This is a genomic window from Conexibacter sp. S30A1 (genome assembly GCF_023330665.1).
Taxonomy (GTDB): Bacteria; Actinomycetota; Thermoleophilia; order Solirubrobacterales; family Solirubrobacteraceae; genus Palsa-465.
In genome coordinates this window covers 1,705,672-1,732,048 of record NZ_CP097127.1, presented here as the reverse complement: position 1 = coordinate 1,732,048, position 26,377 = coordinate 1,705,672, and the positions used below count along the sequence as shown (strand labels likewise).

At 70.4% G+C, this 26,377-nt stretch carries 24 protein-coding genes; 16 read left to right on the top strand and 8 right to left on the bottom strand.

Features of this window, described 5'->3' with window-relative positions:
- Positions 1–11: 11 nt before the first annotated feature.
- Positions 12–752 carry an MBL fold metallo-hydrolase gene (locus tag M3M54_RS08580; RefSeq protein WP_249018627.1) on the top strand — a complete coding sequence of 247 codons (741 nt, stop codon included), beginning with the start codon at positions 12–14 and terminating at the stop codon, positions 750–752.
- A gap of 11 nt (positions 753–763) precedes the next feature.
- On the opposite strand, the gene M3M54_RS08575 is transcribed toward M3M54_RS08580, so the two are convergent.
- Complete coding sequence (locus M3M54_RS08575; RefSeq protein WP_249018626.1) at positions 764–1,051, bottom strand: winged helix-turn-helix domain-containing protein; 288 nt, start codon at positions 1,049–1,051, stop codon at positions 764–766.
- Between the two features lie 141 nt (positions 1,052–1,192).
- Between M3M54_RS08575 and M3M54_RS08570 the strand changes: the two genes are divergently transcribed.
- Genes M3M54_RS08570 through M3M54_RS08560 form a run of 3 tightly spaced genes read left to right on the top strand, consistent with a single transcriptional unit; the run spans position 1,193 to position 6,155 of the window.
- The gene (locus M3M54_RS08570; RefSeq protein WP_249018625.1) at positions 1,193–2,785 is read left to right on the top strand and encodes a proton-conducting transporter membrane subunit; all 1,593 of its coding nucleotides are present in this window, start codon (positions 1,193–1,195) and stop codon (positions 2,783–2,785) included.
- Positions 2,782–5,274 (top strand): putative inorganic carbon transporter subunit DabA, encoded by a 2,493-nt coding sequence (locus tag M3M54_RS08565; RefSeq protein ID WP_249021738.1) that lies wholly within the window; start codon positions 2,782–2,784, stop codon positions 5,272–5,274. Before M3M54_RS08570 ends, M3M54_RS08565 begins: the two co-directional genes overlap by 4 nt.
- A complete protein-coding gene (locus M3M54_RS08560) occupies positions 5,271–6,155 on the top strand; it encodes a DUF6671 family protein (RefSeq protein ID WP_249021737.1) in 885 nt (294 codons plus the stop codon). The genes M3M54_RS08565 and M3M54_RS08560 overlap by 4 nt, the downstream gene beginning before the upstream one ends.
- Before the next feature lie 78 nt (positions 6,156–6,233).
- On the opposite strand, the gene M3M54_RS08555 is transcribed toward M3M54_RS08560, so the two are convergent.
- The 3 genes from M3M54_RS08555 to M3M54_RS08545 all read right to left on the bottom strand — a co-directional run bounded on the left by M3M54_RS08555 (position 6,234) and on the right by M3M54_RS08545 (position 9,566).
- Complete coding sequence (locus M3M54_RS08555) at positions 6,234–7,673, bottom strand: gamma-aminobutyraldehyde dehydrogenase (RefSeq protein WP_249021736.1); 1,440 nt, start codon at positions 7,671–7,673, stop codon at positions 6,234–6,236.
- Positions 7,674–7,795: 122 nt separating this feature from the next.
- Complete coding sequence (locus tag M3M54_RS08550; RefSeq protein WP_249021735.1) at positions 7,796–8,641, bottom strand: cytochrome c oxidase assembly protein; 846 nt, start codon at positions 8,639–8,641, stop codon at positions 7,796–7,798.
- Positions 8,616–9,566, bottom strand: coding sequence for a hypothetical protein (locus M3M54_RS08545; RefSeq protein ID WP_249021734.1), 951 nt, complete (start codon positions 9,564–9,566; stop codon positions 8,616–8,618). Before M3M54_RS08545 ends, M3M54_RS08550 begins: the two co-directional genes overlap by 26 nt.
- A gap of 158 nt (positions 9,567–9,724) precedes the next feature.
- Between M3M54_RS08545 and M3M54_RS08540 the strand changes: the two genes are divergently transcribed.
- The 5 genes from M3M54_RS08540 to M3M54_RS08520 all read left to right on the top strand — a co-directional run bounded on the left by M3M54_RS08540 (position 9,725) and on the right by M3M54_RS08520 (position 17,532).
- A complete protein-coding gene (locus M3M54_RS08540) occupies positions 9,725–10,363 on the top strand; it encodes a DUF5134 domain-containing protein (RefSeq protein WP_249021733.1) in 639 nt (212 codons plus the stop codon).
- Positions 10,364–10,413: 50 nt separating this feature from the next.
- Positions 10,414–12,903 (top strand): heavy metal translocating P-type ATPase, encoded by a 2,490-nt coding sequence (locus M3M54_RS08535; protein ID WP_371878658.1) that lies wholly within the window; start codon positions 10,414–10,416, stop codon positions 12,901–12,903.
- A gap of 480 nt (positions 12,904–13,383) precedes the next feature.
- Entirely contained in the window at positions 13,384–14,649 is a 1,266-nt protein-coding gene (locus M3M54_RS08530; protein WP_371878657.1) for an NRAMP family divalent metal transporter, read from the top strand.
- Between the two features lie 107 nt (positions 14,650–14,756).
- Positions 14,757–15,491 (top strand): cytochrome c biogenesis CcdA family protein, encoded by a 735-nt coding sequence (locus M3M54_RS08525; RefSeq protein WP_249021730.1) that lies wholly within the window; start codon positions 14,757–14,759, stop codon positions 15,489–15,491.
- A 148-nt stretch (positions 15,492–15,639) separates the two neighbouring features.
- Complete coding sequence (locus M3M54_RS08520) at positions 15,640–17,532, top strand: glycoside hydrolase family 15 protein (RefSeq protein WP_249021729.1); 1,893 nt, start codon at positions 15,640–15,642, stop codon at positions 17,530–17,532.
- 12 nt (positions 17,533–17,544) lie between these two features.
- On the opposite strand, the gene M3M54_RS08515 is transcribed toward M3M54_RS08520, so the two are convergent.
- Entirely contained in the window at positions 17,545–18,099 is a 555-nt protein-coding gene (locus M3M54_RS08515; protein WP_249021728.1) for an NUDIX domain-containing protein, read from the bottom strand.
- Positions 18,100–18,140: 41 nt separating this feature from the next.
- Here M3M54_RS08515 and rd point away from each other — a divergent pair, with 41 nt between their 5' ends.
- Genes rd through M3M54_RS08500 form a run of 3 tightly spaced genes read left to right on the top strand, consistent with a single transcriptional unit; the run spans position 18,141 to position 20,030 of the window.
- Positions 18,141–18,308 carry a rubredoxin gene (rd, locus tag M3M54_RS08510; RefSeq protein WP_256465830.1) on the top strand — a complete coding sequence of 56 codons (168 nt, stop codon included), beginning with the start codon at positions 18,141–18,143 and terminating at the stop codon, positions 18,306–18,308.
- A gap of 41 nt (positions 18,309–18,349) precedes the next feature.
- Positions 18,350–19,264, top strand: a complete 915-nt coding sequence (locus M3M54_RS08505) for an ABC transporter ATP-binding protein (RefSeq protein WP_249021727.1) — start codon at positions 18,350–18,352, stop codon at positions 19,262–19,264.
- 19 nt (positions 19,265–19,283) lie between these two features.
- Entirely contained in the window at positions 19,284–20,030 is a 747-nt protein-coding gene (locus tag M3M54_RS08500) for an ABC transporter permease (RefSeq protein WP_249021726.1), read from the top strand.
- 16 nt (positions 20,031–20,046) lie between these two features.
- Here the strand turns inward: M3M54_RS08500 and M3M54_RS08495 are convergent, their stop codons facing one another.
- The gene (locus M3M54_RS08495) at positions 20,047–20,259 is read right to left on the bottom strand and encodes a biotin/lipoyl-binding carrier protein (protein WP_249021725.1); all 213 of its coding nucleotides are present in this window, start codon (positions 20,257–20,259) and stop codon (positions 20,047–20,049) included.
- A gap of 430 nt (positions 20,260–20,689) precedes the next feature.
- Between M3M54_RS08495 and M3M54_RS08490 the strand changes: the two genes are divergently transcribed.
- The 3 genes from M3M54_RS08490 to M3M54_RS08480 all read left to right on the top strand — a co-directional run bounded on the left by M3M54_RS08490 (position 20,690) and on the right by M3M54_RS08480 (position 22,881).
- On the top strand, positions 20,690–21,145 hold the full coding sequence (locus M3M54_RS08490) for a hypothetical protein (RefSeq protein ID WP_249021724.1): 456 nt from the start codon (positions 20,690–20,692) through the stop codon (positions 21,143–21,145).
- Positions 21,146–21,316: 171 nt separating this feature from the next.
- Positions 21,317–22,072 (top strand): heavy metal-binding domain-containing protein, encoded by a 756-nt coding sequence (locus M3M54_RS08485; RefSeq protein WP_371878656.1) that lies wholly within the window; start codon positions 21,317–21,319, stop codon positions 22,070–22,072.
- An 8-nt stretch (positions 22,073–22,080) separates the two neighbouring features.
- Positions 22,081–22,881: a 1-acyl-sn-glycerol-3-phosphate acyltransferase gene (locus tag M3M54_RS08480; protein WP_249021722.1), complete on the top strand. Its 801-nt coding sequence runs from the start codon at positions 22,081–22,083 to the stop codon at positions 22,879–22,881.
- On the opposite strand, the gene M3M54_RS08475 is transcribed toward M3M54_RS08480, so the two are convergent.
- Together M3M54_RS08475 and M3M54_RS08470 are read right to left on the bottom strand one after the other, a co-directional pair.
- Positions 22,849–23,790, bottom strand: a complete 942-nt coding sequence (locus M3M54_RS08475) for a cation diffusion facilitator family transporter (RefSeq protein WP_249021721.1) — start codon at positions 23,788–23,790, stop codon at positions 22,849–22,851. The genes M3M54_RS08480 and M3M54_RS08475 overlap by 33 nt on opposite strands.
- 70 nt (positions 23,791–23,860) lie before the next feature.
- Positions 23,861–24,406: a YqgE/AlgH family protein gene (locus M3M54_RS08470; protein ID WP_249021720.1), complete on the bottom strand. Its 546-nt coding sequence runs from the start codon at positions 24,404–24,406 to the stop codon at positions 23,861–23,863.
- Positions 24,407–24,458: 52 nt separating this feature from the next.
- Between M3M54_RS08470 and M3M54_RS08465 the strand changes: the two genes are divergently transcribed.
- The gene (locus M3M54_RS08465; RefSeq protein WP_249021719.1) at positions 24,459–25,247 is read left to right on the top strand and encodes an enoyl-CoA hydratase/isomerase family protein; all 789 of its coding nucleotides are present in this window, start codon (positions 24,459–24,461) and stop codon (positions 25,245–25,247) included.
- Positions 25,248–26,377 lie beyond the last annotated feature (1,130 nt).

Genomic DNA, 26,377 nt, shown 5'->3' with positions numbered 1-26,377 from the left:
ATCCTCAGACCATGTCAGCCTTCGAGCTGCCAGATCGGGACGGCGTCTGCGTGCGGGCTGACAACCCAGGGCCACTCACCCTGAGCGGCACCAACACCTGGGTCTACGGCCGCGAGCCGGCCTGGGTGATCGATCCGGGCCCAGCGCTCGAGAACCATCTGGACGCGATCAGCGCGGAGCTCGACGCCCGTGGCGGTCTCGGCGCGGTGCTGCTCACCCACGACCACCAGGACCACGCGCAGGCTGCGCCAGAACTGGTCGCCCGTTTCTCCCCGGTCCCGCTCGCCGCTGCTCGCGGGACGGCCACGACGGTGCTCAAGGACGGCGACCGGGTCGGGCCGTTCACCGTGATCGCAACCCCCGGGCACGCTCCCGACCACCTGGTCTTCGTCGCCGACGGGGTGGCGTTCACCGGCGACGCGGTGCTGGGGGAGGGCAGCGTCTTCATCGCCTCCCAGCTGGCCGCCTACCTGCGGGCGCTCGAGCGGCTGCGCGCGCTCGAGCTGGAGCTGATCGCCCCGGGCCACGGCCCGCTGGTGCGCGACCCGCACGCCAAGCTGGATGCCTACATCGCGCACCGCGAAGCCCGCGAGCAGGCGCTGCTCGACGCGCTCGCAGCGGGCCTGCGGTCGCCTGCAGAGCTGCTCGCGGCGGCCTGGCCCGAGGTTCCACCGGAGCTGCGGCCCGTCGCGGAGCTGACACTCGCCGCACACATGGAAAAGCTGGCCCAGGAGGGCCGGCTGCCCGCGTAGCTACGGCTGGGCTACTGCTCCGGTTCGATCGCCGAGAAGACGCGCAGGATCTCGCCGATCTGGTGCTCGCGGTCCATCGGGTGGCGCAGCGGCATGTCGCGGTTCAGCTGGTAGTGGTTGCGCCGCCCGTCGCGCTCGCGTGTCAGGTAGCCGGCCTGCACCAGGTCGGCCACGATCTTCTGGGCCGCGCGCTCGGTGATCCCGACCGTGTCGGCCACCTCGCGCAGCCTCACGCCCGGGTCTCGCGCGACGCACAGCAGCACGTGCGCGTGGTTGGTGAGGAAGGTCCAGTCGGCCACGCGCGAAGCCTAGGGCAAACGCCGCCAGACACGCAACTAGATATACGCGTTGTAATTCGCTATTCTCAAATCGTCACTGGAAAAACGTAAATGGGAGTTCGACATGACGGTTGCTCAGCACAGGCAGGACGGTCCCAGGCGATGATCACATTTGCGGTCGCGGCACCCGCGCTCAGCCTTGTCCTGGCGCAGATCGTCGCCCGGCGTGCCGGGCTGGTGGGGCGCATCTGCCTGGCCGGGGTAACGCTCGCCTTCGCCGCTGCCATCGGGCTGCTCGCTCGGGTGCTCATCGCGCCCGGCGGCGCGAGCGCCGCTGGGCCGCTGGCGCTCCATGCCGACCGTCTCACCGTTGCGATGCTGCTGCTCGTGCTCGGCGTCAGCGCGCTGGCGCAGGCCTACGCACTGCGCAATCTCGCCGGCTCGCCGCAGCAGTCCCGCTTCGTGCGCACGACGGCCCTCACCACCAGCGCGGTGGCGCTCACCGTCAGCGCCGCGCACCTGCTGTTGCTGCTGGTCGGTTGGGAGCTCACCTCGCTCGGGCTGCTTGCGATCGTCGGTCAGCGGCGCGAGCTACCGCTGGCGCGCGAGGGCCTGCGCCGTGCCGCGCGCAGCCTGCTCCTCGGCGATGGCGCGCTGCTCTTGGCGGGCGCGCTGATCTGGCGCAGCGCCGGTGACGTCTCGCTCGTGCACCTGCACCGTGTGGCGCTCGCCCTCGCTCATGCCAAGCTGCCGATCCTGGTCGGGACGCTCCCCGCCGCCCCCTGCGTCGCAGCGCTGCTGACCGTGGCTGCGGCTGCGAGGGCAGCTCAGCTGCCGCGCCAGTCCTGGCTGGCGGCCACGGTCACTACCCCGACCCCAGCCTCCGCCATGCTGCATGCCGGGCTGGTGAACGCGGGCGGCTTCCTGCTCGTGCGTCTTGCCCCCGTCTTTGCCGATGGTCCAACGGGGCCGGTACTGGCGGTGACGATCGGCCTTGCGACCGCGCTCTACGGTGGCACGCTCAGCCTCTCACGCCCGGACGTCAAGGGCTCCCTTGCCCAGTCGACGAGCGCCCAGATGGGCTTCATGCTGATGGCCTGCGGCGTCGGCGCCTATGCCGCCGCGATCGTGCACCTGATCGGCCACGGGCTCTATAAGGCGAGCGCCTTCCTCGGCGCCGACGGGGCGGTGGCTGCGCAGACCGCCAAGCGCAGCGCGCCCGCGCTGCCCTCAGCACCAGCCCCGCGGCGCGGCACCCTGGTCGCCGTCGCCGCGCTGAGCGCCGCGGCGATGGCCGCGGCACTTGCCAGCTTCGCCCACGCTGCGCTCGCCGACCGGGGCGCGATCGTGCCGCTCGCCTTCGCCTGGGCCGCGGCGGTGACGGTCAGCTCCGGGCTGCTCACCGGCTCGCGCCTGCCGCGTGCCGCGGTGCTGCTGCTGGCGACGGCCGCGAGCGCCGCCTACGCCGGCCTGCTGGCCCTGCTGACCGCATACCTGCACCTGGCGGCCGGCTCGACCTACACGCTGCCGCTGACGCTCACGCTGCCGATCATCGCGCTTGCGTTCCTCGCGGCGTGGGCACTCGCCGCGGGCGCGACCGGGCTGGTTGGGCAGCTGCGCGCCAGGCTCTACCCGTACCTGCTCGATCTGGGTAGCGTGCGAATCAGGCCGGTCGCCGTCGCGTCCGCGCGCGCCGGGCTTGCGCGGCCGGCCGAGCAGCCGGCGCGGCTCGCCGAGCAGGGCGCCGCCGCATGAGCGCCTCACTCGACACCGCCAGCCCGGGCACCGTCCCAGCCACGGACGCTCGCGCGGGGCTCGTGCTCGCCGCCCTGGCCGCGGCCAGCGCGAAGCTGCCGGTCGCCTGGCCGATCGCCGACCTGATCGCGGTCAACCCGCTGGCCGGGCTTCAGGAGCGCGGCTTCGAGGGCGCGGTGGCCTGGGGCAGGGAGCTACTGGGCCTGCGCGGCCATATGACGCTTGGCCAGTTTCGCGAAAGCTACGATGCCGGCCGGGTGACGCGCGCGGACCTGCTCGCGGCCCTGCGCCGACGCCACCCCGCGCTGTGCGCCGCAGGCCAGGCCGAGGCTGAGCTCCTCGCCGAGCTGCTCGAGGACCTCGACGAAGAGGCGCCGGCTGACCCGGTGCTCGGCGTGGCCGCGCGCCTTGACCAGGCGCTCGGCACCAGCGTGGCGGCCGCCGTCGACCAGGAGGTGCTCAAGTGGTGCGCCGCCTTCTGCGGCGCGGCGCAGGCGGCCTGGCCGATGCCCGGCCGTGAGCGTGGCCTCTTCCACGCCTGGCGGGCGATGGCCGCGCGCGACCCGGGGCTCAGGCGCCTGGCCACCTCCGGCGCGGTACGCCTGATGCCGGCGCAGCCGCTTGCGACGATCGAGTGGGCGCTTGACCTGCTTGCCGTCCCCGACACGCGCGTTGAGCGTGAGCTGACCGAGCAGCTCTGCCGCACTCCCGGCTTTGCCGCACACTTCCGCTGGCGCGAGGAGCACCCCGAGCTCTGCGACGCGCCCGGCGGGATTGCTGAGCTGGTGGCGCTGCGGCTGAGCTACGAGGCTCTGGCGGTCGCAAGGCTCGCCCGGGAACGGGGGATCGCGCTCGAGGAGCTCAACGCCGGACGCGAGCAGGACCCGGGCGACCGGGTCGGTCACAGCCGCGGTGGCGCCGGGCGGGCGCTGCTTGACGGGACGGAGCGCGCCTTCATCTGGCTTGATGCCTACGAGTGGCATTACCGTGACCGGCTGCTGGCCAAGCTCGCCCGTGGGGGGCGGCCGGCGGGAGCCGGCCGCCCCCCACAAACAGACAGGACCCCCGCCGCACAGGCGATCTTCTGCATCGACACGCGTTCGGAGGGCCTGCGCCGCGCGCTTGAGTCGCTCTCGCCGGGGCGCTGGCAGACCTTCGGCATGGCGGGCTTCTTCGGGCTGCCGGTCGTGCTTGAGCACCTGCACAGCGGGCAGACCACGCGGCTTTTGCCCGGGCCGCTCGAGCCCACCGCCGTGGTTGCCGAGCGCGACTCAGGCGCCGGTGCCGGCGTGCTCGCCCGTCGCAACCACGCCCAGGCGCTTGCGACCGCGCACCGCGCCGCCAAGGCCAGCGCGCTTGCGCCCTACAGCATGGCCGAGGCGACGGGCTGGCTGACGGGCGCCGCCGCAGCGCTGCGGACGCTCTTTCCGGGGGCGCGTGGCGGCCAGCCAGCGGCCAGGCCGCCGCTCGAGCTGCAGGCCGGGCTGGGGCTCGAGGAGCAGATCGCCTGGGCGCGCTTCACCCTGCGGACGATCGGCCTCACGGATCACTTCGCCCCCGTGATCCTGATCGCCGGGCACACCAGCCTGGTGACCAACAACGCCTACCAGGCGGCGCTCGAATGCGGCGCCTGCGGCGGACACGCCGGCGGCGAGAACGCACGGCTGGCCGCAGCGATCCTCAACGACCCGCGGGTGCGCGCGGGGCTGCGCGAACAGGGGCTCGAGGTGCCCGCGGCAACCCGCTTCATCGCCGCCGAACACGACACCGCCACCGACACCGTGAGCCTGCTGGACGTCGGAGATGAGGACGAGCTCGCGGCAGTGCGCGCGGACCTCGAAGAGGCCGGGGCGGCGCTCGCAAAGGAGCGCGCCCGCCTGCTGCCGGACAGCTCCCCGCCGCGCCGGCGCGCGCGCGACTGGGCGCAGGTCAGGCCCGAGTGGGGTCTCGCTCGCAACGCGGCCTTCATCGTCGCGCCGAGCGCTGTGCGCAGCGGCCTTGACCTCGGTGCTCGCACCTTCCTGCACTCCTACGAGTGGTCAAACGACCCCGACGGTACGGCGCTTGAAACGATCCTCACCGCCCCCGGCCTGGTGGTGCAGTGGATCAGCGCTCAGTACTACTTCTCAAGTGTCGACCCCGAGGTCCTCGGCGCCGGCGACAAGACGCTGCACAACGTCCTGGGTGATGTGGGCGTGCTGCAGGGCGCGGGCGGGGACCTGCGCCTGGGACTGCCCTGGCAGTCGGTGGGACACGGCGAAGTGCTCTTTCACGAGCCCATGCGACCGCTGTTCGTCTTACAGGCCCCGCTTGCGCGGATCGACCGGCTGATCGCCGCAAGCGTGCTGCTGGGCGATTACGTCGGCGGGCGCTGGATCGCGCTGGTCGCGCGTGAGCAGCCCGACCAGCCCTGGCAGCTGCGCCTGCCAAGCGGCGGCTGGCAGCCCTGGCGCCCGGCTGAGCCAGAGGCCCCGGACGCGACCCCGTGAGCGCGCCAAGCCGGGTCGGTCACCCCTACGCCGGCGCGGCGGTCGCGCTGGCCACCAAGCACCAAAAACAGGACGCGATCGCGCCTGCGCTTGGGGCTGTGCCGGGCCTGCGGGTCGTGGTGGCTCAGGGGCTTGACACCGACGCGCTCGGCACCTTCACCGGAGAGATCCCGCGGCCCGGGACACCCAGCCAGACTGCGCTGACCAAGGCCCGGCTTGGCATGCGGGCACTCGGCGTCGCTCGCGGTGTCGCGTCCGAGGGCAGCTTCGGTCCCCATCCCGAGCTCGGTTTCGTGGCTGTCGGCGTCGAGCTGCTCGCGTTCATCGATGACGAGCTCGGGATCGAGCTCGTCGAGCGGCGCATCTGCGAGCAGACCAACTTCGCGCACCTTGAGACCGGTGCGTTGGACGCGCGGACGGAAAGCTTCCTGGCGCGGGTGAGCTTCCCCGCCCACGCGCTGATCGTGCGCGCCAACCGCCCGCCGGGGGACGATGCACCGGGTCCGCTTTACAAGGGCGTGAGCGACCTGGCCGTGCTCAGACGCGCGATCGCTCAGTGCGCAGCCGCCTCATCCGACGGGCAGGCACGACTCGAGACCGACATGCGCGCGCACAAAAACCCGACGCGCATGGGCGAGATCGCGCTGCTGGCCGCGGCGCTCGGCCGACGCCTGGCGCAGACCTGCGTTGCCTGCGGCGCGCCCGGCTTCGGGCTGGTCGGGGTCGAGCGCGGGCTGCGCTGCTGCCTGTGCGCGCGCCCCACCGAGCTTGTCGCCTGCGAGCTTGACGGCTGCGCGCGCTGCGGCCACAGCGAGCGCCGGCCGCGGTCCGACGGGCTTGGCTGCGCCGACCCGGCCTGCTGTGAGCACTGCAACCCGTGAGCTGCGGCGCGGCGCAGCTGCCACCGGCACGGTCGGTCCGGGGGCGGTCGAGCGCGACCGGCCCCCGGAAGCTGAGCCTCAGTCCAGGGCCACCATCACGTGCTTGACGTTGGTGTAGTCCTCGAGCGCGTAGAGCGACATGTCCTTGCCGTAGCCGGACTCCTTGTAACCGCCGTGCGGCATCTCGGAGGCCATCGTGATGTGGTTGTTGATCCAGACCGCGCCGAACCGCAGCGCGTTGGCCACGCGCATGGCGCGGCCGACGTCGCGGGTCCAGACGCTGGCGGCCAGGCCGTAGGGCGTGCCGTTGGCCCAGCTGATCGCCTGCGCCTCGTCGCTGAAGCGCTGCACGGTGATCACCGGCCCGAAGATCTCGCGCTGGATCATCTCGTCGGTCTGCCCGAGACCGGCGACGACCGTGGGCTCGAGGTAGAAGCCGGGGCGATCCGGCTGCCTACCGCCGGTGACGATCTCGGCGCCGGCCGGGCGGCGCTTGAGGAAGCCCTCGACGCGCTCGCGCTGGCGCTTTGAGTTGATCGGGCCGAGCGTCGTCTGCTCGGCGCGGGTGTCGCCGATGACCAGCTTCTGCGCCTGCTGCGCCAGGCCGGCCACGACCTCGTCGTAGACCTTGGCGCCTGCCAGCACACGCGTGGCGGCGGTGCAATCCTGGCCTGCGTTGTAGTAGCCGCAGGCGGCGATCGCCTCCAGGGAGCCGTCGAGCTCGACGTCGTCAAAGACGATCACCGGCGCCTTGCCGCCGAGCTCGAGGTGCACCTTCTTGAGCGTGTCCGCGGCGGCCTTGGCAATCCACTTGCCGGTCTCGACGCTGCCGGTCAGGCTCACCATCGCGACCTTCGGGTGGGTGACGAGCGCCTGTCCGGCCGGGTCACCGTGGCCGGTGATCACGTTCAGCACGCCCTTGGGCAAAAACTCGGCGGCGAGCTCGGCGAGGCGCAGGGTGGACAGCGGCGTGGTCTCGGCCGGCTTGAGCACCACCGTGTTACCGGCCGCAAGCGCCGGGCCGATCTTCCAGATCGCCATCATCAGCGGGTAGTTCCAGGGTGCGATCTGGCCGATAACACCGACCGGCTCGCGGCGGATGAAGGAGGTGCGCGCGGGCTGGAACTCGCCGGCCGTGGGACCCTGCAGCGTGCGCGCCGCTCCGGCGAAGAAGCGCAGGTTGTCGGCGCAGAACGGGATCTCGTCGCCTCGCATGGCGGCGATCGGCTTGCCGGCGTTGTCTGACTCGATCGCGGCGAGCTCCTCGCCGTGGGTCTCGATCGCGTCCGCCAGGCGGATCAGCGCGAGCGCTCGCTCGCTGGGTGTGGTCGTTGACCAGCCGTCAAAGGCGCGCTGTGCCGCGTCCACGGCACGGTTCACATCCTCGGCGCCAGACAGCTGCGCGTGGGCCATGATCTCGCCGGTTGAGGGGTTGAAGATCGGCTCGGTCTCGCCGCTTGCGGAGGCGGTGTGCTCGGAGTCGATCAGGTTCAGAAGGGTGGGTGCGGTCTCGCTCATGCGCGCACGCTACCACCCACGGATGCTCCGGTTTGGCGGAGTCGCGAGGGCGCGATGCGCCCTCGCGGAGCTCCATGTGCCGGCGCCCGGTGTGCGGATCCGGACGCTTGCGGCGCCGCCGGTCAGCGCGAGTGCGCGAAGTACTCCTCGTCGCGCAGTTGGGCGTCGCGCTCCTCACGGTTGAGCGCGTCGACGAACACCACCGCCATCGCCAGGCCGAACACGAACGACTCCACCAGGCACATCGTCGCGCCGGCGAGCTCCTGGTCAGACAACGCTGAGATCCCGAACCCGCGCGGGAACGACACGTACAGGGGGTAGAGGGTCGAGGTCATGAACGTCAGCGTCAGCCCGACCACGGCGCCCGCGCCGCGGGAGACCGCAAGATAGATCAGGCGGCTCACGCCGGTCGGCGCCTTCTCGCTCGGTACCGGCGAGATCAGCATCCACCACATCGGCACGCCGGCGCCGAAGAGCATCAGGCGCTCGAGCTCCAGCAGCACGTGGTGGGCGGTGGCGAAGTCGAAGATCGGCGGCAGCGCCCAGCCGATCACGGTCGCCGACCAGACCGGTACGCAGACCAGCGGGTCGGTGGCCCGGTTCCAGAAGCGCCCGGCGCCAGGGTGGCGCTCGAGCCAGGCGCGCGCGCCGGGCGACATGCCTGAGGTGATCACGGGGTCGCGCAGGCCGAGGATCACAAGCGGCGGGATGATGTCGGCAAGCAGGGTGTGCTGGGCCATGTGGGCCCAGAGCAGCCAGTGGATCGCGATCGTGTTCAGCGGCGAGCTCAACGTCAGGAAGGCGAGCAACTCGCCGGCTGCGAAGAAGCCCCAGTACCTGATCCCAACCGGGTGTCCGGCGGCGCGTGCACGCCTGACCAGCGACACGTACCACACGGTCGCTGCGATCAGCAGGACCCAGAGGACCGGCTCGAAGCTCCAGCTACCCCAGCCGGGTACCGGTCTCATCGGGAGGGCTCGGTCGCGCGCGCCATCGTCTCGACGCGACGGTAGCACCGCCAAGGCCACGCCCGCGTGCCCCGGCGGCCAGTGATTGCGGCAGTGGTAAGGGCACGAACAGGTAGGCGGCAAGCAGCACGAACAGCGGTCCCGTGTTCACGTCGGTCGAAGCTCCCGCCCAGAAAGGGCCACCCAGCGACTGGCCAAAGACCCAGTAGGTCAGCGCCAGCAGGCTCCCGGCAAGCAGCGCCATACGGCGCCGGCGAGTCAGAGCGCCGAGCCCGATCAGCACCGAGAGCGCCGCGAGCGCAGGCGCGGCTGTGCCGCCGGCGCCGTGCAGGGCGGCGGCCAGCGCGCGGTCGAAGCCGGCGAGCGGCGCCGGCGCGCTCGCGGCCATCGCTTGCAGCTGGGCGGACGGGCTGCCCTGGGCGCCGGTCAACCACAGCACGGCACCCTCCAGCCACAGCCCGGCCCAGATCAGGGCGCCGGCGCGCGCCGCCGCTCCCCGCTCACGTGAGGGCCAGACCAGCAGCCCGACAAGCCCGTAGATCAGCGCTGCGCCGGGCGCGCCCATCAGCGGCGAGAGCGGCGCGGAGGTCAGGATGCCGCCAAGGCCCTCGCCCACCAACCAGACGACCAGGCACCAGAGAATCGAGGCGGCGAGCGCTGGGCGAACACTGCGCGGGCTGACGATCAAGCCGAGGCCGATCGCGCATTGCAGCTCGGCCACCAGTGTGTTCCACAGGGGCAGGTCGCGGCCGTAGAAGCCCGCGAGCGCGTTGATCGATGTGGCCAGCGGCCCCGGTTGCCCGCTGGCGTTTACGGCGAGCACGTCGCGCACGAACGCGTGCGTGTACATGAAGCTCTGGAACTGCAGCAGGCCGTCGAGCAGCCACAGCACGCCCAGCGTGATCTGCACGCGGCGCGCGGTCATCCTGCTGACGTGGGGGAGGTCGGGGGGGCGGCGGGGTGCCCGGAGCCGCTGCGGCGCTTCGCTAGCATCGGCTGAACCTACCAGCAGCCGGCGCTCACGCATCCCGGTGGGCCGGGGCGGGGGTGGGGGTTGACCGTGCACACCGATCAGGTAGACCCATGAAGATGCCGGGCGTTGGACCGGCCCGAGCCGTCGGCGGCGCTCACCGTGCGCCGGGGATGGCGGTCGCCTCCGGAGGCATGCACCTGATGCCAAGCTGGCTTGCGCTGGTCTTCACCTTCGCGCTTGTGGTGGTCGTGATCGCGCACTTCAGGCATCTGGTCGATGCCCCGGGGGAGAGTCGCCTGTGGCACGCCGGTCACGTGCTGATGGGGCTCGGGATGGTGGTCATGTTCGCGCCGGCGGCGGTGGACCACATACCGATACCGGCGCTCGTCTGGCAGCTGCTTTTTGCCAACGCTGCTGGCGCTGTGCTGGCGCTGCTGCTCTTCCGCACGCTAGAGGGCCGGGCCACCAACCTGCTCTGGCTGGCCGCGGCGGCGGATCTGGCGGCGATGGTCTACATGTGGCTCGGCCAGATCCTGCCGGTGCTCAGCTGGGTGCTGGTCGGATACTCGCTGGCGGGGTGCGTGTTCTGGCTGGTGGGGGCCGACCGCCACGTGGATGGCCGCCCCCTGGCCGGCCGTGCCGGCGGCCGCGTGGCCTCGCTGGTGTGCGGCGCTGACGTGCGCGCCTCGCTTGCCACAATGACTTTTGCGATGGCCTACATGTTCGCGGCGATGGAGCTGGCGCGGTGAGCGAGGAGGGCGCGGCGGGCGAGGCGGGTGCGGCGGGCGCGGTGGGCGTGATGGGCGCGGTGGACGACGCGTGCCGGGCGGACACACGCGAGCTCTCGCTGGCGATCGGCGGCATGACCTGCGGCGCCTGCGCGGCGCGCATCGAGCGCCGTCTGAACCGTCTCGACGGCGTCCAGGCGAGCGTGAACTTCGCCAGCGAGCAGGCGCTCGTCACACTCGACGGGTCGCTTGAACTGGAGCGGATCCTTGCCGAGGTGCAGGCGACCGGCTACTCGGCCACCCCGCTTGCGCAGGACCCGCGCGAGGATCACGGCGAGCAGGCGCGCGAGCTCGACGCGAGAGTGCGGTCGCTACGGCGGCGCTTTGTGGTCGCGGCGATCCTGTTCATGCCGCTCTGCGACCTGTCGATCCTGCTGTCGCTGGACTCCTCCCTGCGGCTCGCGGGCTGGCGCTGGCTGATGATCGCGCTGGCGGCGCCGGTCGTCACCTGGGCCGCCTGGCCCTTCTACGAGGCCGCGGTCCGCAACGCTCGCCACGCCGCCACGACCATGGACACGCTGGTCTCGGCCGGCATCGTGGCCGCCACCGCCTGGTCGCTCTACACGATGTTCGTGCTCTACTCCAGCCGCCACGGCGCCACCGCGGGCGGGCTCGGTGCTCGCTCGGGCGGCGGTCTGTACCTGGACGTGCCCGCCGGGGTCGCCACCTTCCTGCTGGCGGGACGCTACTTCGAGGCGTGGTCGCGGCGGCGCAGCGGCAACGCGCTGCGGGCGCTGGCGGCGGTCGGTGCGCGCGACGTGGCCGTGCTCGACGAGCACGGCCACGAGCGGCGCGTGCCGCTTTCGCGCCTGCGCGTCGGCGAGCGCTTCGTTGTGCGGCCAGGCGAGACGATCGCGACCGACGGCGAGGTCGTGGACGGGCGCGCGGCGGTGGACCGCAGCGTGATGACGGGCGAGTCGTTGCCCGAGGAGACCGCGACCGGGGACCGCGTGCTCGGTGGCACCGTGGCGCTCGACGGCCGGCTGGTGGTGCGCGCCACGAGCGTTGGCGGCGACACCCAGCTCGGGCAGATGCTGCGGCTCGTGGCCCGCGCCCAGAGCGAGAAGGCGTCGGTCCAGCGCCTCGCCGACCGGGTCTCGTCGTTCTTTGTTCCCACCGTGATGCTGATCTCGGCTGCGACGCTCGCCGTCTGGCTGCTCGGCGGCCACGCCGCCGACCCGTCGATCAGCGCGGCGCTGGCCGTGTTGATCGTCGCCTGCCCCTGCGCGCTCGGGCTGGCGACCCCGGCTGCGCTGGTGGTCGCGACCTGGGCCGGTGCGCGGCTCGGGATCTTCTTCAAGGGCTACGGCGCGCTCGAGGCCTCACGTGCGATCGACACGGTCGTGCTGGACAAGACCGGCACGGTCACCGAGGGCCGCATGGTGCTTGCCGGCATCCAGGCGGCGCCGGACTGCCAGGAGGAGCGGCTGCTGGCGCTGGCCGCCGCTGTCGAGGCGGCCTCCGAGCATCCGCTGGCGCAGGCGGTGGTCGCGGCCGCGCTCGCGCGGGGCTTGGAGGTGCCGGCGGTCAGCGACTTTGTCGCGGTCCCCGGTAGCGGCGCGCACGGGCTGGTGGACGGTGCCGAGATCACGGTCGGACGCCCCGGTGAAGGGTTGCCCGCGGAGCTTGTGGCCTGCGTTGAGCGCTGGGAGCGCCAGGGGCGCACAGCCGTCGCGGTGCGTGAGAGCGAGCGTGTGCTGGGTGTCCTGGCTCTGGCTGATGCGATCCGGTCCTCCGCCGCGGAGGCGGTCGCGCAGCTGCACGCGCTCGGGCTGCGATGTGTGCTTGCGACCGGCGACAACGACGCCACCGCACAGGCTGTGGCGGCGGCGATCGGCGTCGATGAGGTGCTCTCCGAGGCGCTACCCGCCGACAAGGTCGCGCTGATCCGCTCCCTGCAGCAGGAGGGTCGGCGTGTGGCCATGGTCGGTGACGGCGTCAACGACGCGGCCGCGCTGGCCAGCGCCGACCTCGGCCTGGCGATCGGCTCCGGCACCGATGTGGCGATCAACGCCGCCGATCTGGTGATTCTGCGTGACGACCTGCGGGTTGCGCCAACGGCGATCCGCCTGGCGCGACGGACCCTGCGGACGATCCACGGCAACCTCGCCTGGGCGTTCGCCTACAACCTCATCGCCATCCCCGTCGCTGCGCTTGGGCTGCTGAACCCGCTCTTTGCCGGGGCGGCGATGGCACTTTCCTCGACGCTCGTGGTCTTCAACAGCGCGCGTCTGCGGCGCACGGTGGCGGCCGCCTCGGCGCCGGCCGCCTCGGCGCCGGCCGCCTCGGTGCCGGCCGCCTCGGTGCCGGCCGCCTCGGCGCCGGCCGCCTCGGCGCCGGTGCGGGAGTCGGGCCGGGTGCCAGTGGAGGGGCCGGCAGTGGCTGGCCGGGTTGCGCCGGCGCCCAACGCACAGCTGGCCCTCGCCTCGAGCCCGGGGCCGGCGGGTGAGGCTCGTGACGCCTCGGAGGACTCGCGGCCGGGGCGGGCGATCCGAGCCTGACGCCGTCAGTCGAGCTCGGAACTCCCGAACTTGGGGATGGTCGTTTGCGCGCGCCACCGGAGCCGGTCGCCGGGCCGCGAGGCACGCGGCGACCAACGCCCGAGTCAGCCCGACCGCCCTTGGCCCCCAAAGCTCACGCCCACCGGTCAGTTTGTGCAATCCGGGCGATACCAGTGCACGAATTGCACAAAGTGGCTACTCAGGACGGCAGTTTGGGGCCTGGAGGATGTGATCCGGGCGCTCGCTGGCTCGGATGCCGCGGGGCCGCGTTGCCCGGCCTGCGGGCGCGCGCCGCGTGTCTGAATCACCGTCGTCGGCCGCTGGCCTGTCGTCCCGCCGGTCGCCCTTGGGCCGCCCCCACAATCAAGCTGTTAGGGTACCCTAAGTTGATGCGCGGTTTGTGTGTCGACTGACATGCCCACCATGCAGCCGACCGCGCCCGCCGAGAGCGAGACCACCGAGCTCCCGCAGCACTCAGAGATGGCGTGCTTGGACGCCGGCTCGCCGCAAGGGCGACGCCGGCACTGGCTGACCCTGGGGCTGCTTGCGTTCTGGGGTCCAGGGCTTGTGGTGATGCTCGCCGACACCGATGTCGGCAGCCTGATCACCGCCGCCCAGTCGGGCGCGCAGTTCGGCTACAGGATGATCCTGCCGCAGATCGTCCTGATGCCGATCCTCTACGTGGTCCAGGAGATAACCGTCCGCTTGGGCATCGTCACGGGTAAGGGACATGGCGCGCTGATCCGAGAGCGGTTCGGCCGCAACTGGGCGCTGCTGTCGGCGCTCACGCTGTTTGCGACCAGCGTCGGGGCGCTGCTCACCGAGTTCACGGGCGTAGCTGGCGTCGGTGAGCTCGTGGGTCTGCCCCCGGGGCTCACGGTCCCGGTGGCGGCAGCCTTTCTGATCGGGGTCGCGTTCAGCGGCAGCTATCGGCGCGCCGAACGGATCGGCATCGCCCTGGGCTTGGCCGAGCTCGTGTTCGTGCCGGCGATGATCCTCGCTCACCCGAGCCTGCACGCGATCGGCTCCGGTCTGGGACAACTGCCGCTGCACAACGGCAACTACCTGCTGCTGTTGGCGGCCAACGTCGGCGCCGTGATCATGCCTTGGATGATCTTCTACCAGCAGGGCGCCGTGATCGACAAGGGGCTGACGCGGGCGCAGGTTCGCTCCGAGCGCCGTGACACCGCCCTCGGCGCGGTGCTCACCCAGCTGATCATGATCGTTGCGGTGGTGGCGTTCGCCGCCACCGTCGGGCTCAGCGGCCACGGTGTGGCGCTCACAAACGTCGGTCAGCTCTCAGCCGCGCTGCGGCCGTTCATCGGCGCGCTGGGCTCAAAGCTGCTGCTCGGCGTGGCGATGCTGGGGGCGGGCATGGTGGCTGCGCTGGTCGCCTCGCTGGCCGGGGCGTGGGGCATCGCGGAGGTGTTCGGCTGGGCACACACGCTGAATACGGGTCTGACCCGCCGCTCCGCAAAGTTCTATGCGACCTACGCGCTCGCCCACATCCTCGGCGCGGTGATCGTTTTGACCACACCCGACATGATCGGCCTGGTGATCGACGTCGAGGTCATGAACGCGCTGCTGCTACCGATCGTGCTTGGCTTTCTGCTGGCGCTGGAGGCGCGGGCTCTGCCAGCAGATTGGCGCATGCGCGGAACCCGAAAGTACGTCACCTGGTCGCTCTGCCTGGTCGTGATCGCCTTTGGCCTCTACATGGTGCCCACGACGCTCGGCCTGACCTGACGGGTCGCGGGCAGCGACGGCAGGCGGCGGCTTGTCCGCGTGAGCACATAATGGATTCCACGAGCGCCCGGCATCCAGCCGGCTCGGTTACGCTGAAGACCCCGCAAATGGACCCAGCAGCAGGTATCGGCATCCCGCTCGCGTTCGGCGCGGGCCTCATCAGCTTCCTCTCGCCCTGCGTCCTGCCGCTGGTGCCCGGCTACCTCTCCGCGGTCGCCGGCGTCAACGACACCGCCGAGCTCAGGGCCCGCCGCGTGATCGGCCCCACGCTCGCCTTCATCGGCAGCTTCTCGGCGATCTACATCGCGCTCGGCCTGCTCGGCCAGCAGGCCCTGCGCGGCGCCTTCACGGGCACCACCGCCCGCGATGTCTGCGGCGCGCTGATCGTCGTGATGGGCCTGCTTTTCGTCGCCAGCCCCTTCGTGCCCCGGATCGCGCGCGAGTGGCACCTGCCCGCACTGGCCCAACGCGCCGGTCGCTCTGGCCCGGTGCTCACCGGCGCCGCCTTCGCGATCGCCTGGACGCCCTGCAGCGGCCCGACGCTGGGCGCGATCATCAGCGCCGCCGGCACGTCATCGAGCGCCTACAGGGGCGCCTTCCTGCTGGCGATCTACTGTGCCGGCCTGGGCGTCCCCTTCCTGATCACGGGCCTGGCGTTCGGCAAGGCGACCGCTGCGCTGAACGTCGTCAAGCGCCACTACCCGGTCGTCATCGGCCTCGGCGGCGCGGTCCTGGTCGGCATGGGTGTGCTGATCTTCACCGGCCAGTTCGAGCTCCTGAACGTGCACGTCAGCGATTGGCTGCGCGCCACCGGCCTGCCGAACCTCAACTCCGACACCTAGCCTGTCGCACCCGGCCCGCTGGCCGGGTGCGACACCAAAGCGGATGCCCGGGCCAGGCACCGGGGCGCCCGCCGCGTGCACGATCGACGTCATCGCGCTCGGACTGGACCTGAGAACGTGCTCATCCGGGTAGTCTTCGCGGCGAGCCGTGTCGCCGACGATCCCGATCCCACCGCACGACCGGCCGCTGACCGGCGGCTCGCCGTTCCCGGCGATAGCCGACTACGCGTTTCTGTCCAACTGTCACACCGGCGCGCTGTTGGCGCCCGACGGCAGTATCGAGTGGCTGGGTGTGCCTCGCTTTGACGCGCCCTCGATGTTCGGGGCGCTGCTCGATCGCCGCGCCGGCTCCTTCCGCGTCGGCCCCTATGGGATGGTGGTGCCGCTGAGTGTTCGCTATGTCCCAGGCACCATGATCATCGAGACGACCTGGCTGACGCCGTCAGGCTGGATGGTTGTGCGCGATGGGCTGACGATCGGTCCCTGGCGCGAGCAGCAGGACCATGAGGACGGGCGCACACGGCCGCCCACCGACCAGGACGCCGATCACATGCTGGTGCGTGTGATCGAGTGCGTGCAGGGCAGCGTCCAGGTCGAGGTGGTGTGCGAGCCGATGTTCGACTACGGCCGCGAGCCGGCCAAGTGGACGGTGCCCGACGGCGACCGGGGTGTCGCGGAGGCGACCAGCTCACAGGGCCAGCAGGTCGCGCTGCACTCCGACCTGCGGCTTGGGATCGAGGGCAGCCGCGCCCGCGCCCGCCACACGCTGGTCGAGGGCGAGAGGCGCTACGTGGCGCTCGGCTGGGGCGCCGGGCTGGACGGTCCCGCTGACCTCCAGGACGCCGACGCGCGCCTGCTCTACACCGAGCACTATTGGCGCGAGTGGCTGGCCGGCGGACGCTTCCCTGACCACCGCTGGCGCGAGCACCTGCACCGCTCGGCGCTGACGCTCAAGGGGCTCACCTACGTGCCCACTGGGGCGATGGTGGCGGCGCTGACCACGTCCTTGCCGGAGGCGCCGCAGGGGGAGCGCAACTGGGACTACCGCTACTGCTGGATGCGCGACGCCACCTTCACGCTGTGGGGGCTGCATGCCCTGGGCTTCGACTGGGAGGCCGACGACTTCATGCAGTTCGTCGCCGATCTCGAGCGCAACGAGGACGGCAGCCTGCAGATCATGTACGGGGTCGGCGGCGAGCGTGACCTCGCGGAGTCGACGCTCGATGACCTTGGCGGCTACGAGGGCGCCAAGCCGGTGCGGATCGGCAATGGCGCCTACAACCAGCGCCAGAACGACGTCTACGGCGCGGTGCTCGACTCGATCTACCTGCACATCAAGACCGGTGGCCACATCCCGCAGCGGCTCTGGGGCGTGATCAAGGACCAGGTGCAGTGCGCGCTGGCGGTGTGGGACAAGCCCGACCAGGGCATCTGGGAGGCGCGCGGTGAGCCCAAGCACTATGTCTCTTCGAAGCTGATGTGCTGGGTCGCGGCGGACCGCGGCGCGCGCCTGGCCGAACGTGAGGGCGAGGACGAGCTCGCCGCAGAGTGGCAGGCCAGGGCCGACGAGATCAAGGCGGACATTCTCGCCAAGGGGGTCTCTGAGCGCGGCGTGTTCCGCCAGCACTACGACACTGACGCGCTCGACGCTTCGACGCTGCTGATTCCACTGAACCGCCTGCTGCCGCCCGATGACGAACGCGTGCGCGACACGGTGATGGCGATCGCCGACGAGCTGACCGAGCACGGCCTGGTGCTGCGCTACCGCACCGACGAGACCGATGATGGTCTCAAGGGCGAGGAGGGAACGTTCCTGATCTGCTCCTTCTGGCTCGTTTCGGCGCTGTCTGAGATCGGTGAGCGCAAACGCGCGAGCGTGCTCTGCGAGCGGTTGCTCGCCCACGGGTCTCGGCTTGGGCTCTTCGCCGAGGAGCTCGATGCGCACAGCGGCAGGCATCTGGGCAACTACCCGCAGGCGTTCACGCACCTGGCGCTAATCAACGCCGTGCTGCACGTGATCTCCGACGAGGAAGCCGACTGACCAAGCCGCCTGCTAGGGCAGCACGATCTCGCCCGCGTCGGTGATCACCGGCATCACTGGCTCGACGATGTCCGCGCGCTCGCGGGAACGAGTGAGCAGATGCTCTGCAGATGCGAAACCGGCAAGCTGCTCGAGTTGCCGCCGCGTCGGGAAGGCCAGCTCGAAACCACCCCGCGCATTGAGCTCGATGGCCCGTTGGGGGGTCAGCCAACGGGCGGCCACGATCTCGGCCTCGTCGACGGCGGGCTCCTGGCCTTCGGGGGCGCTCGCCAGGTAGAACCAGGTGTCAAAGCGGACCGGGGCGCGCTCCGGTGTGATCCAGCGGGCGTAGAGGACCAGCTCGGCGTCTGCGGCCAGCTGGATGCCGGTCTCTTCACGGAGCTCGCGCCGCGCCGCCGCCGCGAGGGCTCTCTCGCCGACACCATCGACAGGGTCCACAGCGCCGCCGGGGAAGACCCAGTGGGCTGCCATGAAGCGGGCGGACGGGTTGCGCTTGACCATCAGCAGCTCAAGCCCGCCTGTGCCGCCACGCAGCAGGATCACGGTTGCGGCAGGACGCGCGCTCACACCCCCGACCGTAGCGCGGGCCGTCAGCTAAGCTGCCGACGGTGAGGTACATCTGCGAGTCCTGCGGGTACATCTACGACCCGGATGAGGGCGACCCGGACGGCGGCATCCCGCCCGGAACCGCGTTTGAGGACATCCCTGAGACGTGGTTCTGCCCGGTCTGCGGGGCTCGCAAGGCTGACTTCACGCCCTGGGAAGAGGCCGACTAACTCACCACCATCCCGCCGCCGCGTCCGTTACCGTTCGCGCCGTGGCAGAGACGGTTAGCGTCGTCCGAGCGGGGCGGACGGAGACCTATGTCGTCGGTGAGGAGCGCGCGGACGGCTCGCTGGTGCTGCTGCCACAGCCGCGGGCTGAGCCGGCCGCCACACGGCCAGCCGCGACGCTCGCGCCGGCCGTCGGCGCCAGCGTGCTCGAGGTCGATGGGCTGACCGTCGCCTACGGGCCCAAGGTGGCGGTGGCGGACGTCAGCCTGCGGATCCAGCCCGGTGAGATCTTCGGGCTGCTCGGGCCCAATGGCGCCGGCAAGACCAGCACGCTCAGCGCGATCGAGGGGCTGCTCAAGCCGCGTGCGGGTGCGGTGCGCGTGGCTGGGTTTGACATCCGTCGTCAGCCGACGCTGGCCAAGACGCGCATGGGTGTGCAGCTGCAGGCCACGAGCTTTCAGCCGGATCTGACGATCAGCCAGGTGCTGCGTCTGTACGCCGGCCTCTACGGGGTGCGCCTGGGGGCTGCGGAACTCCACTCAAGGCTGGCCGAGGTCGGGCTCGAGGCCGAGGCCGGCAAGCCTTTCAGCCAGCTCTCAGGCGGTCAGCAGCAGCGCCTCTCGCTGCAGATCGCGGTCGTGCACTCACCCGCGCTGCTGCTGCTCGACGAACCCACCTCGGGGCTTGACCCGCAGTCGCGCCGCCAGCTGTGGTCGCGCATCGAGCAGCTGCGCAGCGCCGGTGGCAGCATCCTTTTGACGACGCACTCGATGGAGGAGGCACAGGCGGTGTGCGACCGGGTGGCGATCATCGACCATGGCCAGCTTCTGACCTCTGAGACACCAGCCGAGCTGATCGTCAAGCATCGCGACGACCCACGCGTGCTCGCCGTGGCTCACGGTGAGGTGACCCTCGAGGATGTCTTCATCGGACTGACCGGGAGCGAGATCCGTGACTAGCGAACCCGGGAGGCCCGCCGTGCCCTCCGTCGGACTGGTGCTGACGTCCCTGTTCCGGGCTGATTTCGCCGCCTTCCGCAAGCATCGACGCTCGCTGGTCGTGAGTCTCTTGCTGCCGATCTTTCTGCTGGTCAGCACCGCCGGCGATCAGGCCGTCCACAGCTTCGACGGGGCGGGCTACATAATCGGCCTGGCGATCTCCTACGGTCTGCTGGCGATGGCGATCGTCGGCTACGCGCTTTCGACCTCTCGCGACCGCGAGCGCGGCGTCTTTCAGCGTCTGCGGGTCACGCCCGCGCCAACCTGGGCGATCATGACAAGCCGCCTGGCGATGCAGGTGCTGGCGAATCTGATCCTGGCGCTGATCGTCGTGATCGTCGGCGCGCAGCTCCACAACCTCTCGCTGTCGCTCGGGCAGTACCTGCTCGTGCTGCTGGTGTCCGTGCTCGCCGGGGCGGTGTTCCTCGCGATCGCACAGGCGCTCGTCGGCCTGATCCGCTCGACCGATACGCTCCAGGCGGTCGCGCGCGTGCTGCTGGCCGTTTTGATCATCCTCGGCACCTTCGGCCAGGTCGGTGCGCTGGGTGCCGCCTGGGTGGATGTCTCGCGCTGGAGTCCGGTCGGGGTCGTGATGACGATGTTCGCCGGCGTCCTTGACCTCGGCGCCTGGGGCGGCCGCGACACGGGCGCGGTCGGCGCGGCGGTCGGCTACGTTCTCATCTGTGCGGCGGTGGGGGTGCGCTGGTTCCGCTGGGAGGCGGGCTGAGCGGCGGGCTGGGCGCCTACTCCAGCACGATCAGTACGTCGCCCTCGGAGACCGCCTGGCCCTCCACGCAGCGGATCTCGCTGACCACGCCGGACTCCTCGGACTCCACCGGCATCTCCATCTTCATCGACTCGAGGATCACGACCGCGTCGCCCTCCTCGACTGTGTCTCCGACCTCGACCTCGATCTTCCAGACGGTCCCGGTGATGTGAGCTTCGACGTGAGGCAACTGGCCCTCCTAGGTTCGACTCGTTCTGACCGCGGCCAGCATAGTCGCAGGCGTGGCCACGTCGTTGGCTGGGTCAAGGCCGCCGCCGCGTCGCCGCTGCCCCGCCGCTGCGGGCCCACCACTGCGAGGCGAGCGCGACTGCGGTGCCGCCATGCTCTGTAAACGCGCAATTTGCGGATTCCGTCCGAGCCCCGTTATTGACTACCGCGGGATGGATCAATCCCTGTTGTCGGTTCACTGTGAGGTGCGATTGTGGATAGCTCCGGCCTGTTCTTGAGCTCGTGCAGCCGTCGCGAGCTGGCCCGGCGACGGTCTGCCGGCCGCTTCTGGAGCACGCAGAGCCTGCTGTGGCTGCTCAGACGCGTGTTCGGCCCGTCTCGCAGGGCGCTAAGGTGACACGAAATGGCGCTGGTGTCGTAGCCTGAGGATCGTGAATCCGGAAGAGAGCCAGAACACCGATCTCGAGCCGGCGGTGGGCGCCGGCTTGGAACCGGCAGGGACGGGCACCGAGGGCGATCCGGACCTGGACCTGGTTTCCGCGGCGCTGCGCGCCGACCTGAGCGACATCGTCGCGTTCGTGGAGGGACTTGCCACACGCCTCGAGGCGGCGCTGCCGGGTTTTGTCGAGATCAAGCGCATCCGCAACGGCTTTCGCGGCCCGAAGCTGGTGGCCGAGATCGTGGTGACCGCGGGCGACCAGCGGCTGGTGCTCAAGCGTGACGGCGGGCGCGTCAGCGCCACGCGGTCGCGTTTCTCCGGCGGGATCGCGATCAAGACCGATACGCTCGAGCTCGACGCGTGGCTCAAGCTGCTGGTCGAGGCTGTCGCGGTGCAGGCCCGCAGCAGCGAGCGCACGCGTCAGGCATTGCAGCGCTTGGTGCTCTAGAGTTAGGGAGGGTTTCGCATGGGCTTTCTGGATCGACGTGGTGAGCGGCCCCAGGGCCAGCCGGGCCAAGCGGGCCCGGCGCAGCCGGGAGAGTCGGCGTCCGTGGCTGCTCCGTACCACGCCGGCTCGCTCGAGGGCCTGCCGGAGTCAGGGCGCGAGCGGCTCGAGCGGATGCGTCAGGACATCGCCCGTGGATTCTTCACCAGCGACCTGTCCGTCAACGAGTTTCTGCTCGTCAAGGAGGCGGGGTTTGAGCCGCTTGGGCTGGTGCTTGGCAGCTCGATCTACCACATCGGCTTCCAGCAGGCGGCCTGGAACCAGAACATGGAGATGCGCGTGCTGACGCAGGCGATGTACCACGCCCGCGAGCTTGCGATGACGCGCATGGAGGAGGAGGCCGACCAGCTCGGGGCCGACGGGATCGTCGGCGTGCGGCTCACGATCGGCCGCTACGACTGGGGCGCTGACATGGCCGAGTTCATCGCGGTCGGCACCGCTGTGCGGCACGCCGGTGGCGAGCTGCAGCGCGCGCCCAGCGGCCGGCCGTTCACCTCCGACCTGAGCGGTCAGGACTTTTCGACGCTGCTGCGGGCCGGCTACCGGCCCGTCGGGCTGGTGATGGGCAACTGCGTCTACCACGTCGCGCGCCAGGGCATGATGCAGTCGATGCGCAACATCGGCCGCAACGTCGAGATGACGAACTTCACCCAGGCGCTCTACGACGCGCGCGAGCTGGCGATGTCGCGCATGCAGTCGGAGGCCGAGTCCGTCCAGGCTGAGGGCCTCGTCGGCGTGCGGCTCAACCAGGCCTCGCACGGCTGGGGCTCGCACGTGATCGAGTTCATGGCGATCGCGACGGCGGTGATCGCCACCAAGGCTGACCACACGATCGAGCGTCCGGCGCTGGTGCTGCCGCTGACCGGCTGAGCGCGGCGATGCCGGCGGACGTCAAGATCCGCGCGCAGGTCTACCGCGACCCACGTCCCGCGCAGCTGTTTGACCGCTACCACGAGCGCGTGCGCCGCCGCCCGCCGCAGTGGCCCTACGAGCTGGTGCGGGTGATCACCGTTTGGATCGCGGTTGCGCTGTTCCGAACCGAGGGCTACGGCGCTGAGAACGTGCCCAACGGGCCCGTGATCGTCGCGCCCAACCATGCGTCGTTCCTGGACCATTTCTTCACGGGGGCGTTCGTCCGCCGTCACATTCACTTCATGGCCAAGTCGCAGATGTTCGGGCGCCATCCGATGAGCTGGATCTACAGCCATGGCGGCGTCTTCCCGGTGCGCCGCGGCCATCACGATGAGGAGGCGTTCAAGACCGCGTTCGCGGTCCTGGGGCGCGGTGGGGCGGTGGGCATGTATGTCGAGGGTGGGCGGTCGCGCAGCGGCAAGCTCGCCGATCAGGGCAAGCCAGGGATCGGACGCCTGGCACTCGAGTCGGGCGCCACGGTGGTGCCGGTCGCGATCCTCGGATCCAATCGCGTCCGCAACTGGCGCCGGCTGCGCTTCGCGAAGGTCGTGGTGCGCTACGGCCCGCCGCTGCGCTTCACACCCGTCGCCAACCCGAGCCGCGAAGCGCAACAGGCGGTGGCCGACGAGATCCTGCGCCGCATCCGTGCCCTGCACACGGAGCTCGAGCAAGCAGGACCTGGCCGCGCGGCGGCTGTTGCGCGCGCGTCTGTGCTGCGCGAGCGTGTCGGCCGGTCAGCCGGCGTGGCGCGTGAGCTCGATTTGTAACGGACCCTGGTTGGTCTGTGCGTGCTCGACCTGCAGGGTCGAGTGCGTCAGGCCGAAGCGGTCGCGCAGCAGGGCGGCAAGCGCGCGGCGAGTCTCATGGCAGTCCTGTGCCGGATCCACGATCACATGCGCGGAGATGGCGTTGAAGCCGGTGGTCACCTCCCAGACGTGCAGGTCGTGAATCTCGACGACGCCGGGATGCGCAGCCATCGCCACGCCGATCTCAGCCGGGCTCACACCCTCCGGCGCCGCCTCCATCATCACGCGAACCGACGCCCGGATCAGGCGCTGTGCCGCGAAGAGCATGACCGCTGCGATCAGCAGCGAGGCGATCGCGTCAGCGCGGTAGGCGCCGGTCAGCAGGATCACCAGCGCCGCGGCGGCGGTCGCGGCAAAGCCGAACAGGTCGGTCAGGATGTGCTGGTAGGAGCCCTCGACGTTGAGGCTGCGATGTGCCTGGCCATGCTCATGCTGGTGGGTATGTGCGGGGCCGCCGAGCACGCGCACCGCGACCAGGTTCGCAACCATTCCGGCCAGCGCAACCGCGAGCACCGGGCCGGCGTCGACGTGCACCGGAGCGATCAGGTGACGGATCGCGCCGTAGACGATGAGCAGTGCCAGCACCAGAAGTGTGAGGCCGTTGGCGTTGGCGCTCAGGATCTCGGCGCGCCCGAGGCCGAAGGTCAGCGCCCCCCGGGCTGGTCGCGTGGCCAGCTGCGCTGCCACGAGGGCCATGGCGAGGGCGGCGGCATCGGTGAGCATGTGCGCGGCATCAGACAGCAGCGCCAGTGACCCGGAAAGCAGGCCCACCGTCACCTCCAGGGCCATGAACGAGATGATCACTGCCAGCGTGAGCTTCAACTGGCGCGCCTGCGCTGCACCGTGGTTGTGGTGGTGGTCGCTGTTCACGCGATTGATCGTAGGAGTGTTGGGAGCGAGCGGTGGGCGCAGCCCCGCGGCCGCGTAGGCTTCCGGCCTGTCAGTTCAGCGACGGATCCTCCGGCATCCGCGCCACCAGCGCATAGCTGCCGCCCTTGCGCTCCAGCACCGTCTGCCAGAGCTGCTCGGGCGTCTGGGTGAACGCATCGCCGTAGTTGGCCGGTTCGAGGATCCAGTCGCCGCGATCGAGCTCGCCGTCGAGCTGGCCGGGGCCCCAGCCCGAGTGCCCTGCGAAGACGCGAGCACGCCGCACCCCGGCTTTGTCCAGGTCGAAGGCGGCGTCGCTGGAGAGCACGCCGACATTGTCGAAGGCGATCAGGGCAGCGTCATGGCGATCCTCGAAGTCGGCCAGCACGATCACCGCCGAGCGGTTGACGGGCCCGCCGATCCGCACCTCGTCATCGGCGCCGGTCAGCGCCACCAGCTGCGGCACCGCCTCGCCCACCTTCGACTGCGACGGCCGGTTCAACACCAGCCCGAGTGCGCCCTCCGCGGTGTGCTCCACCACGAGCACGACGGTACGCCAGAAGTTCGGGTCCTTCAGGGTGGGGCCGGCGATCAGCAGTTGGCCGCGAGCGGAGTCCACGCGAGGAATGTTGGCATGCTGTCGAGCTGGTCGTAGGCTGTTGACTGGAGTCATGGGCGAATACAGCACGTTGAGCTACGAGGTTTCGGCGCCGGGCCTGGCGACCGTCGCGCTGGCTCAGCCTGAGACTCGCAACGCGCTCGCCCCCGAGCTGCTCGCGGAGCTGATTCAAGCACTCGAGCGCGCCCGGGCCGATCAGGATGTTCGGGTGGTGGTGCTCGCCTCGACACACCCGACCGTTTTCTCAAGTGGTGGCAACCTGGCGTCGTTCACGGCCGATGTGCCATTGCTCGAGCGCCACGAGGACAACGAGCGCTTCCCCGAGCTGTTCAGGCTGCTCGGCGAGCTCGGCAAGCCATCCATCTGCGCGGCCCGCGGTCACGTCCTGGCAGGCGCACTGGGGCTGGCGCTCGCCTGCGACCTGGTGATCGCCAGCGACAGCGCGACGTTCGGGACGCCGGAGATCGGCGTCGGGCTGTTTCCGTTCATGGTCACGGCGCTGCTGTACCGCAACGTGCCGCGCAAGCGAGCGGCCGAGCTGATGCTGCTCGGGGAGCGGATCACGGCTGCGCAGGCACAGCAGATCGGCATCGTCAACCGCGTCGTGCCCGAAGCTGAGTTCGACCAGGCGGTGCATGACTGGGCCGGGCGGCTGGCGGCCCGCTCGCCGCTGATGCTGCGCATGGGCAAGGACGCAATGTTTCGGCAGCAGGACATGGCGCTGGCTGATGCGCTGGACTACCTGCGCGCGCAGCTCACGCTCGCCTTCGCCACCGAGGATGCGCGGGAAGGCGTGGCGGCGTTCTTCGAGAAGCGTGACCCACGCTGGCGCGGGCGCTGAGTCGACGTGCGGCTTGGCCGGCTCCGTTTGGCTGACTGACCAGTCAATCAGTATCCTCGGGGGATGTTGCGCCGTGAAAGCTGTGGTAGGCCAGCCGGTGGGAGTCCGGTCCGGGTAGGCGCTGGAGCGCCCGGTAGCAGGCCCCGGTCTTGGGGAGAGATCCCTTGGGCTGAGCGGGGTGTCGAGAGCCTCTTTGGAGGGAGCAAGCGCGTGGGCTGGGATTGCAGCCTCGTTAGAGAAACAATCAGGGAGCCGAGCCGCTCATTTCACGGTGAAGGCCATGTCCGTCACGTCCGATCCAGAAATGGTGTGGCGGGTCCCTGCGGGGTAGGGAGACTTGCACGCGCGCATGGTCTGATCACGGAACACGGGAGGCCCGTCTGCCTGGCCTTGTCAGGCAAAGACCGCTTGTATAAGCCGATGGTGAAATCGAGCGGAGGGCAGCGGGAGTCCGACGGGGTCGTAGTAGTGATGACCGGCGGAAAGGTAAAAGCGCCGGTAGCGAAGGGCCCTGGCTTTGATCATGGTTGTGTGGGAGGTAAGCGTTAGGGCATGGTTGCTGTAGAGCAGCCCAACAACCCTGGCAGGCTTTTGCCTGTTGGCCCGGCCGGTGAGCTTTTGCTCTGCGGTGGGGATGTGCGAGAACTTCAGCGCAAGCTATGGGTGGCCGCCAAGCGGTCCCCGGATCGCCGTTTTCATGCTCTGTTTGACCGGATCTGGAGGAGTGACGTCCTTCGGGAGGCATGGGAGCGGGTGTGTAGGAACAAGGGCGCTGCCGGGATTGACCGGCAGACGCTTGATGCGGTCAAGGAGCACGGGGTGCAGCGTCTGCTTGCAGATCTCCAGTCTGAGCTTCGGGAGGGGGTCTATCGTCCGTTGCCGGTTCGGCGGGTCCAGATTCCCAAGCCGCAGGGTGGTAGGCGGCCGTTAGGTATTCCGACCGTGAAGGATCGGGTTTGCCAGCAGGCCGCAAGGATTGTGCTTGAGCCCATTTTTGAGGCGGACTTTCAGCCGTGCTCGTTTGGGTTCCGTCCGCGACGGTCAGCGACGGATGCGAAGGAGGTGCTCCGCGAGTCGTTCATTGAGGGGTATCAGTTCGTTTTTGAGGCTGACATCCGGGACTATTTGGA

Bases quoted from the DNA above. Each gene is read 5' to 3' on its own strand.
- M3M54_RS08555 (WP_249021736.1), bottom strand. From the start codon at position 7,673: ATGAGCGAGACCGCACCCACCCTTCTGAACCTGATCGACTCCGAGCAC.
- M3M54_RS08540 (WP_249021733.1), top strand. From the start codon at position 9,725: ATGAAGATGCCGGGCGTTGGACCGGCCCGAGCCGTCGGCGGCGCTCAC.
- M3M54_RS08580 (WP_249018627.1), top strand. From the start codon at position 12: ATGTCAGCCTTCGAGCTGCCAGATCGGGACGGCGTCTGCGTGCGGGCT.
- M3M54_RS08535 (WP_371878658.1), top strand. From the start codon at position 10,414: ATGGGCGCGGTGGACGACGCGTGCCGGGCGGACACACGCGAGCTCTCG.
- M3M54_RS08465 (WP_249021719.1), top strand. From the start codon at position 24,459: ATGGGCGAATACAGCACGTTGAGCTACGAGGTTTCGGCGCCGGGCCTG.
- M3M54_RS08550 (WP_249021735.1), bottom strand. From the start codon at position 8,641: ATGAGACCGGTACCCGGCTGGGGTAGCTGGAGCTTCGAGCCGGTCCTC.
- M3M54_RS08530 (WP_371878657.1), top strand. From the start codon at position 13,384: ATGGCGTGCTTGGACGCCGGCTCGCCGCAAGGGCGACGCCGGCACTGG.
- M3M54_RS08545 (WP_249021734.1), bottom strand. From the start codon at position 9,566: ATGACCGCGCGCCGCGTGCAGATCACGCTGGGCGTGCTGTGGCTGCTC.
- M3M54_RS08480 (WP_249021722.1), top strand. From the start codon at position 22,081: ATGCCGGCGGACGTCAAGATCCGCGCGCAGGTCTACCGCGACCCACGT.
- M3M54_RS08485 (WP_371878656.1), top strand. From the start codon at position 21,317: ATGCGTCAGGACATCGCCCGTGGATTCTTCACCAGCGACCTGTCCGTC.
- M3M54_RS08570 (WP_249018625.1), top strand. From the start codon at position 1,193: ATGATCACATTTGCGGTCGCGGCACCCGCGCTCAGCCTTGTCCTGGCG.
- M3M54_RS08525 (WP_249021730.1), top strand. From the start codon at position 14,757: ATGGACCCAGCAGCAGGTATCGGCATCCCGCTCGCGTTCGGCGCGGGC.
- M3M54_RS08565 (WP_249021738.1), top strand. From the start codon at position 2,782: ATGAGCGCCTCACTCGACACCGCCAGCCCGGGCACCGTCCCAGCCACG.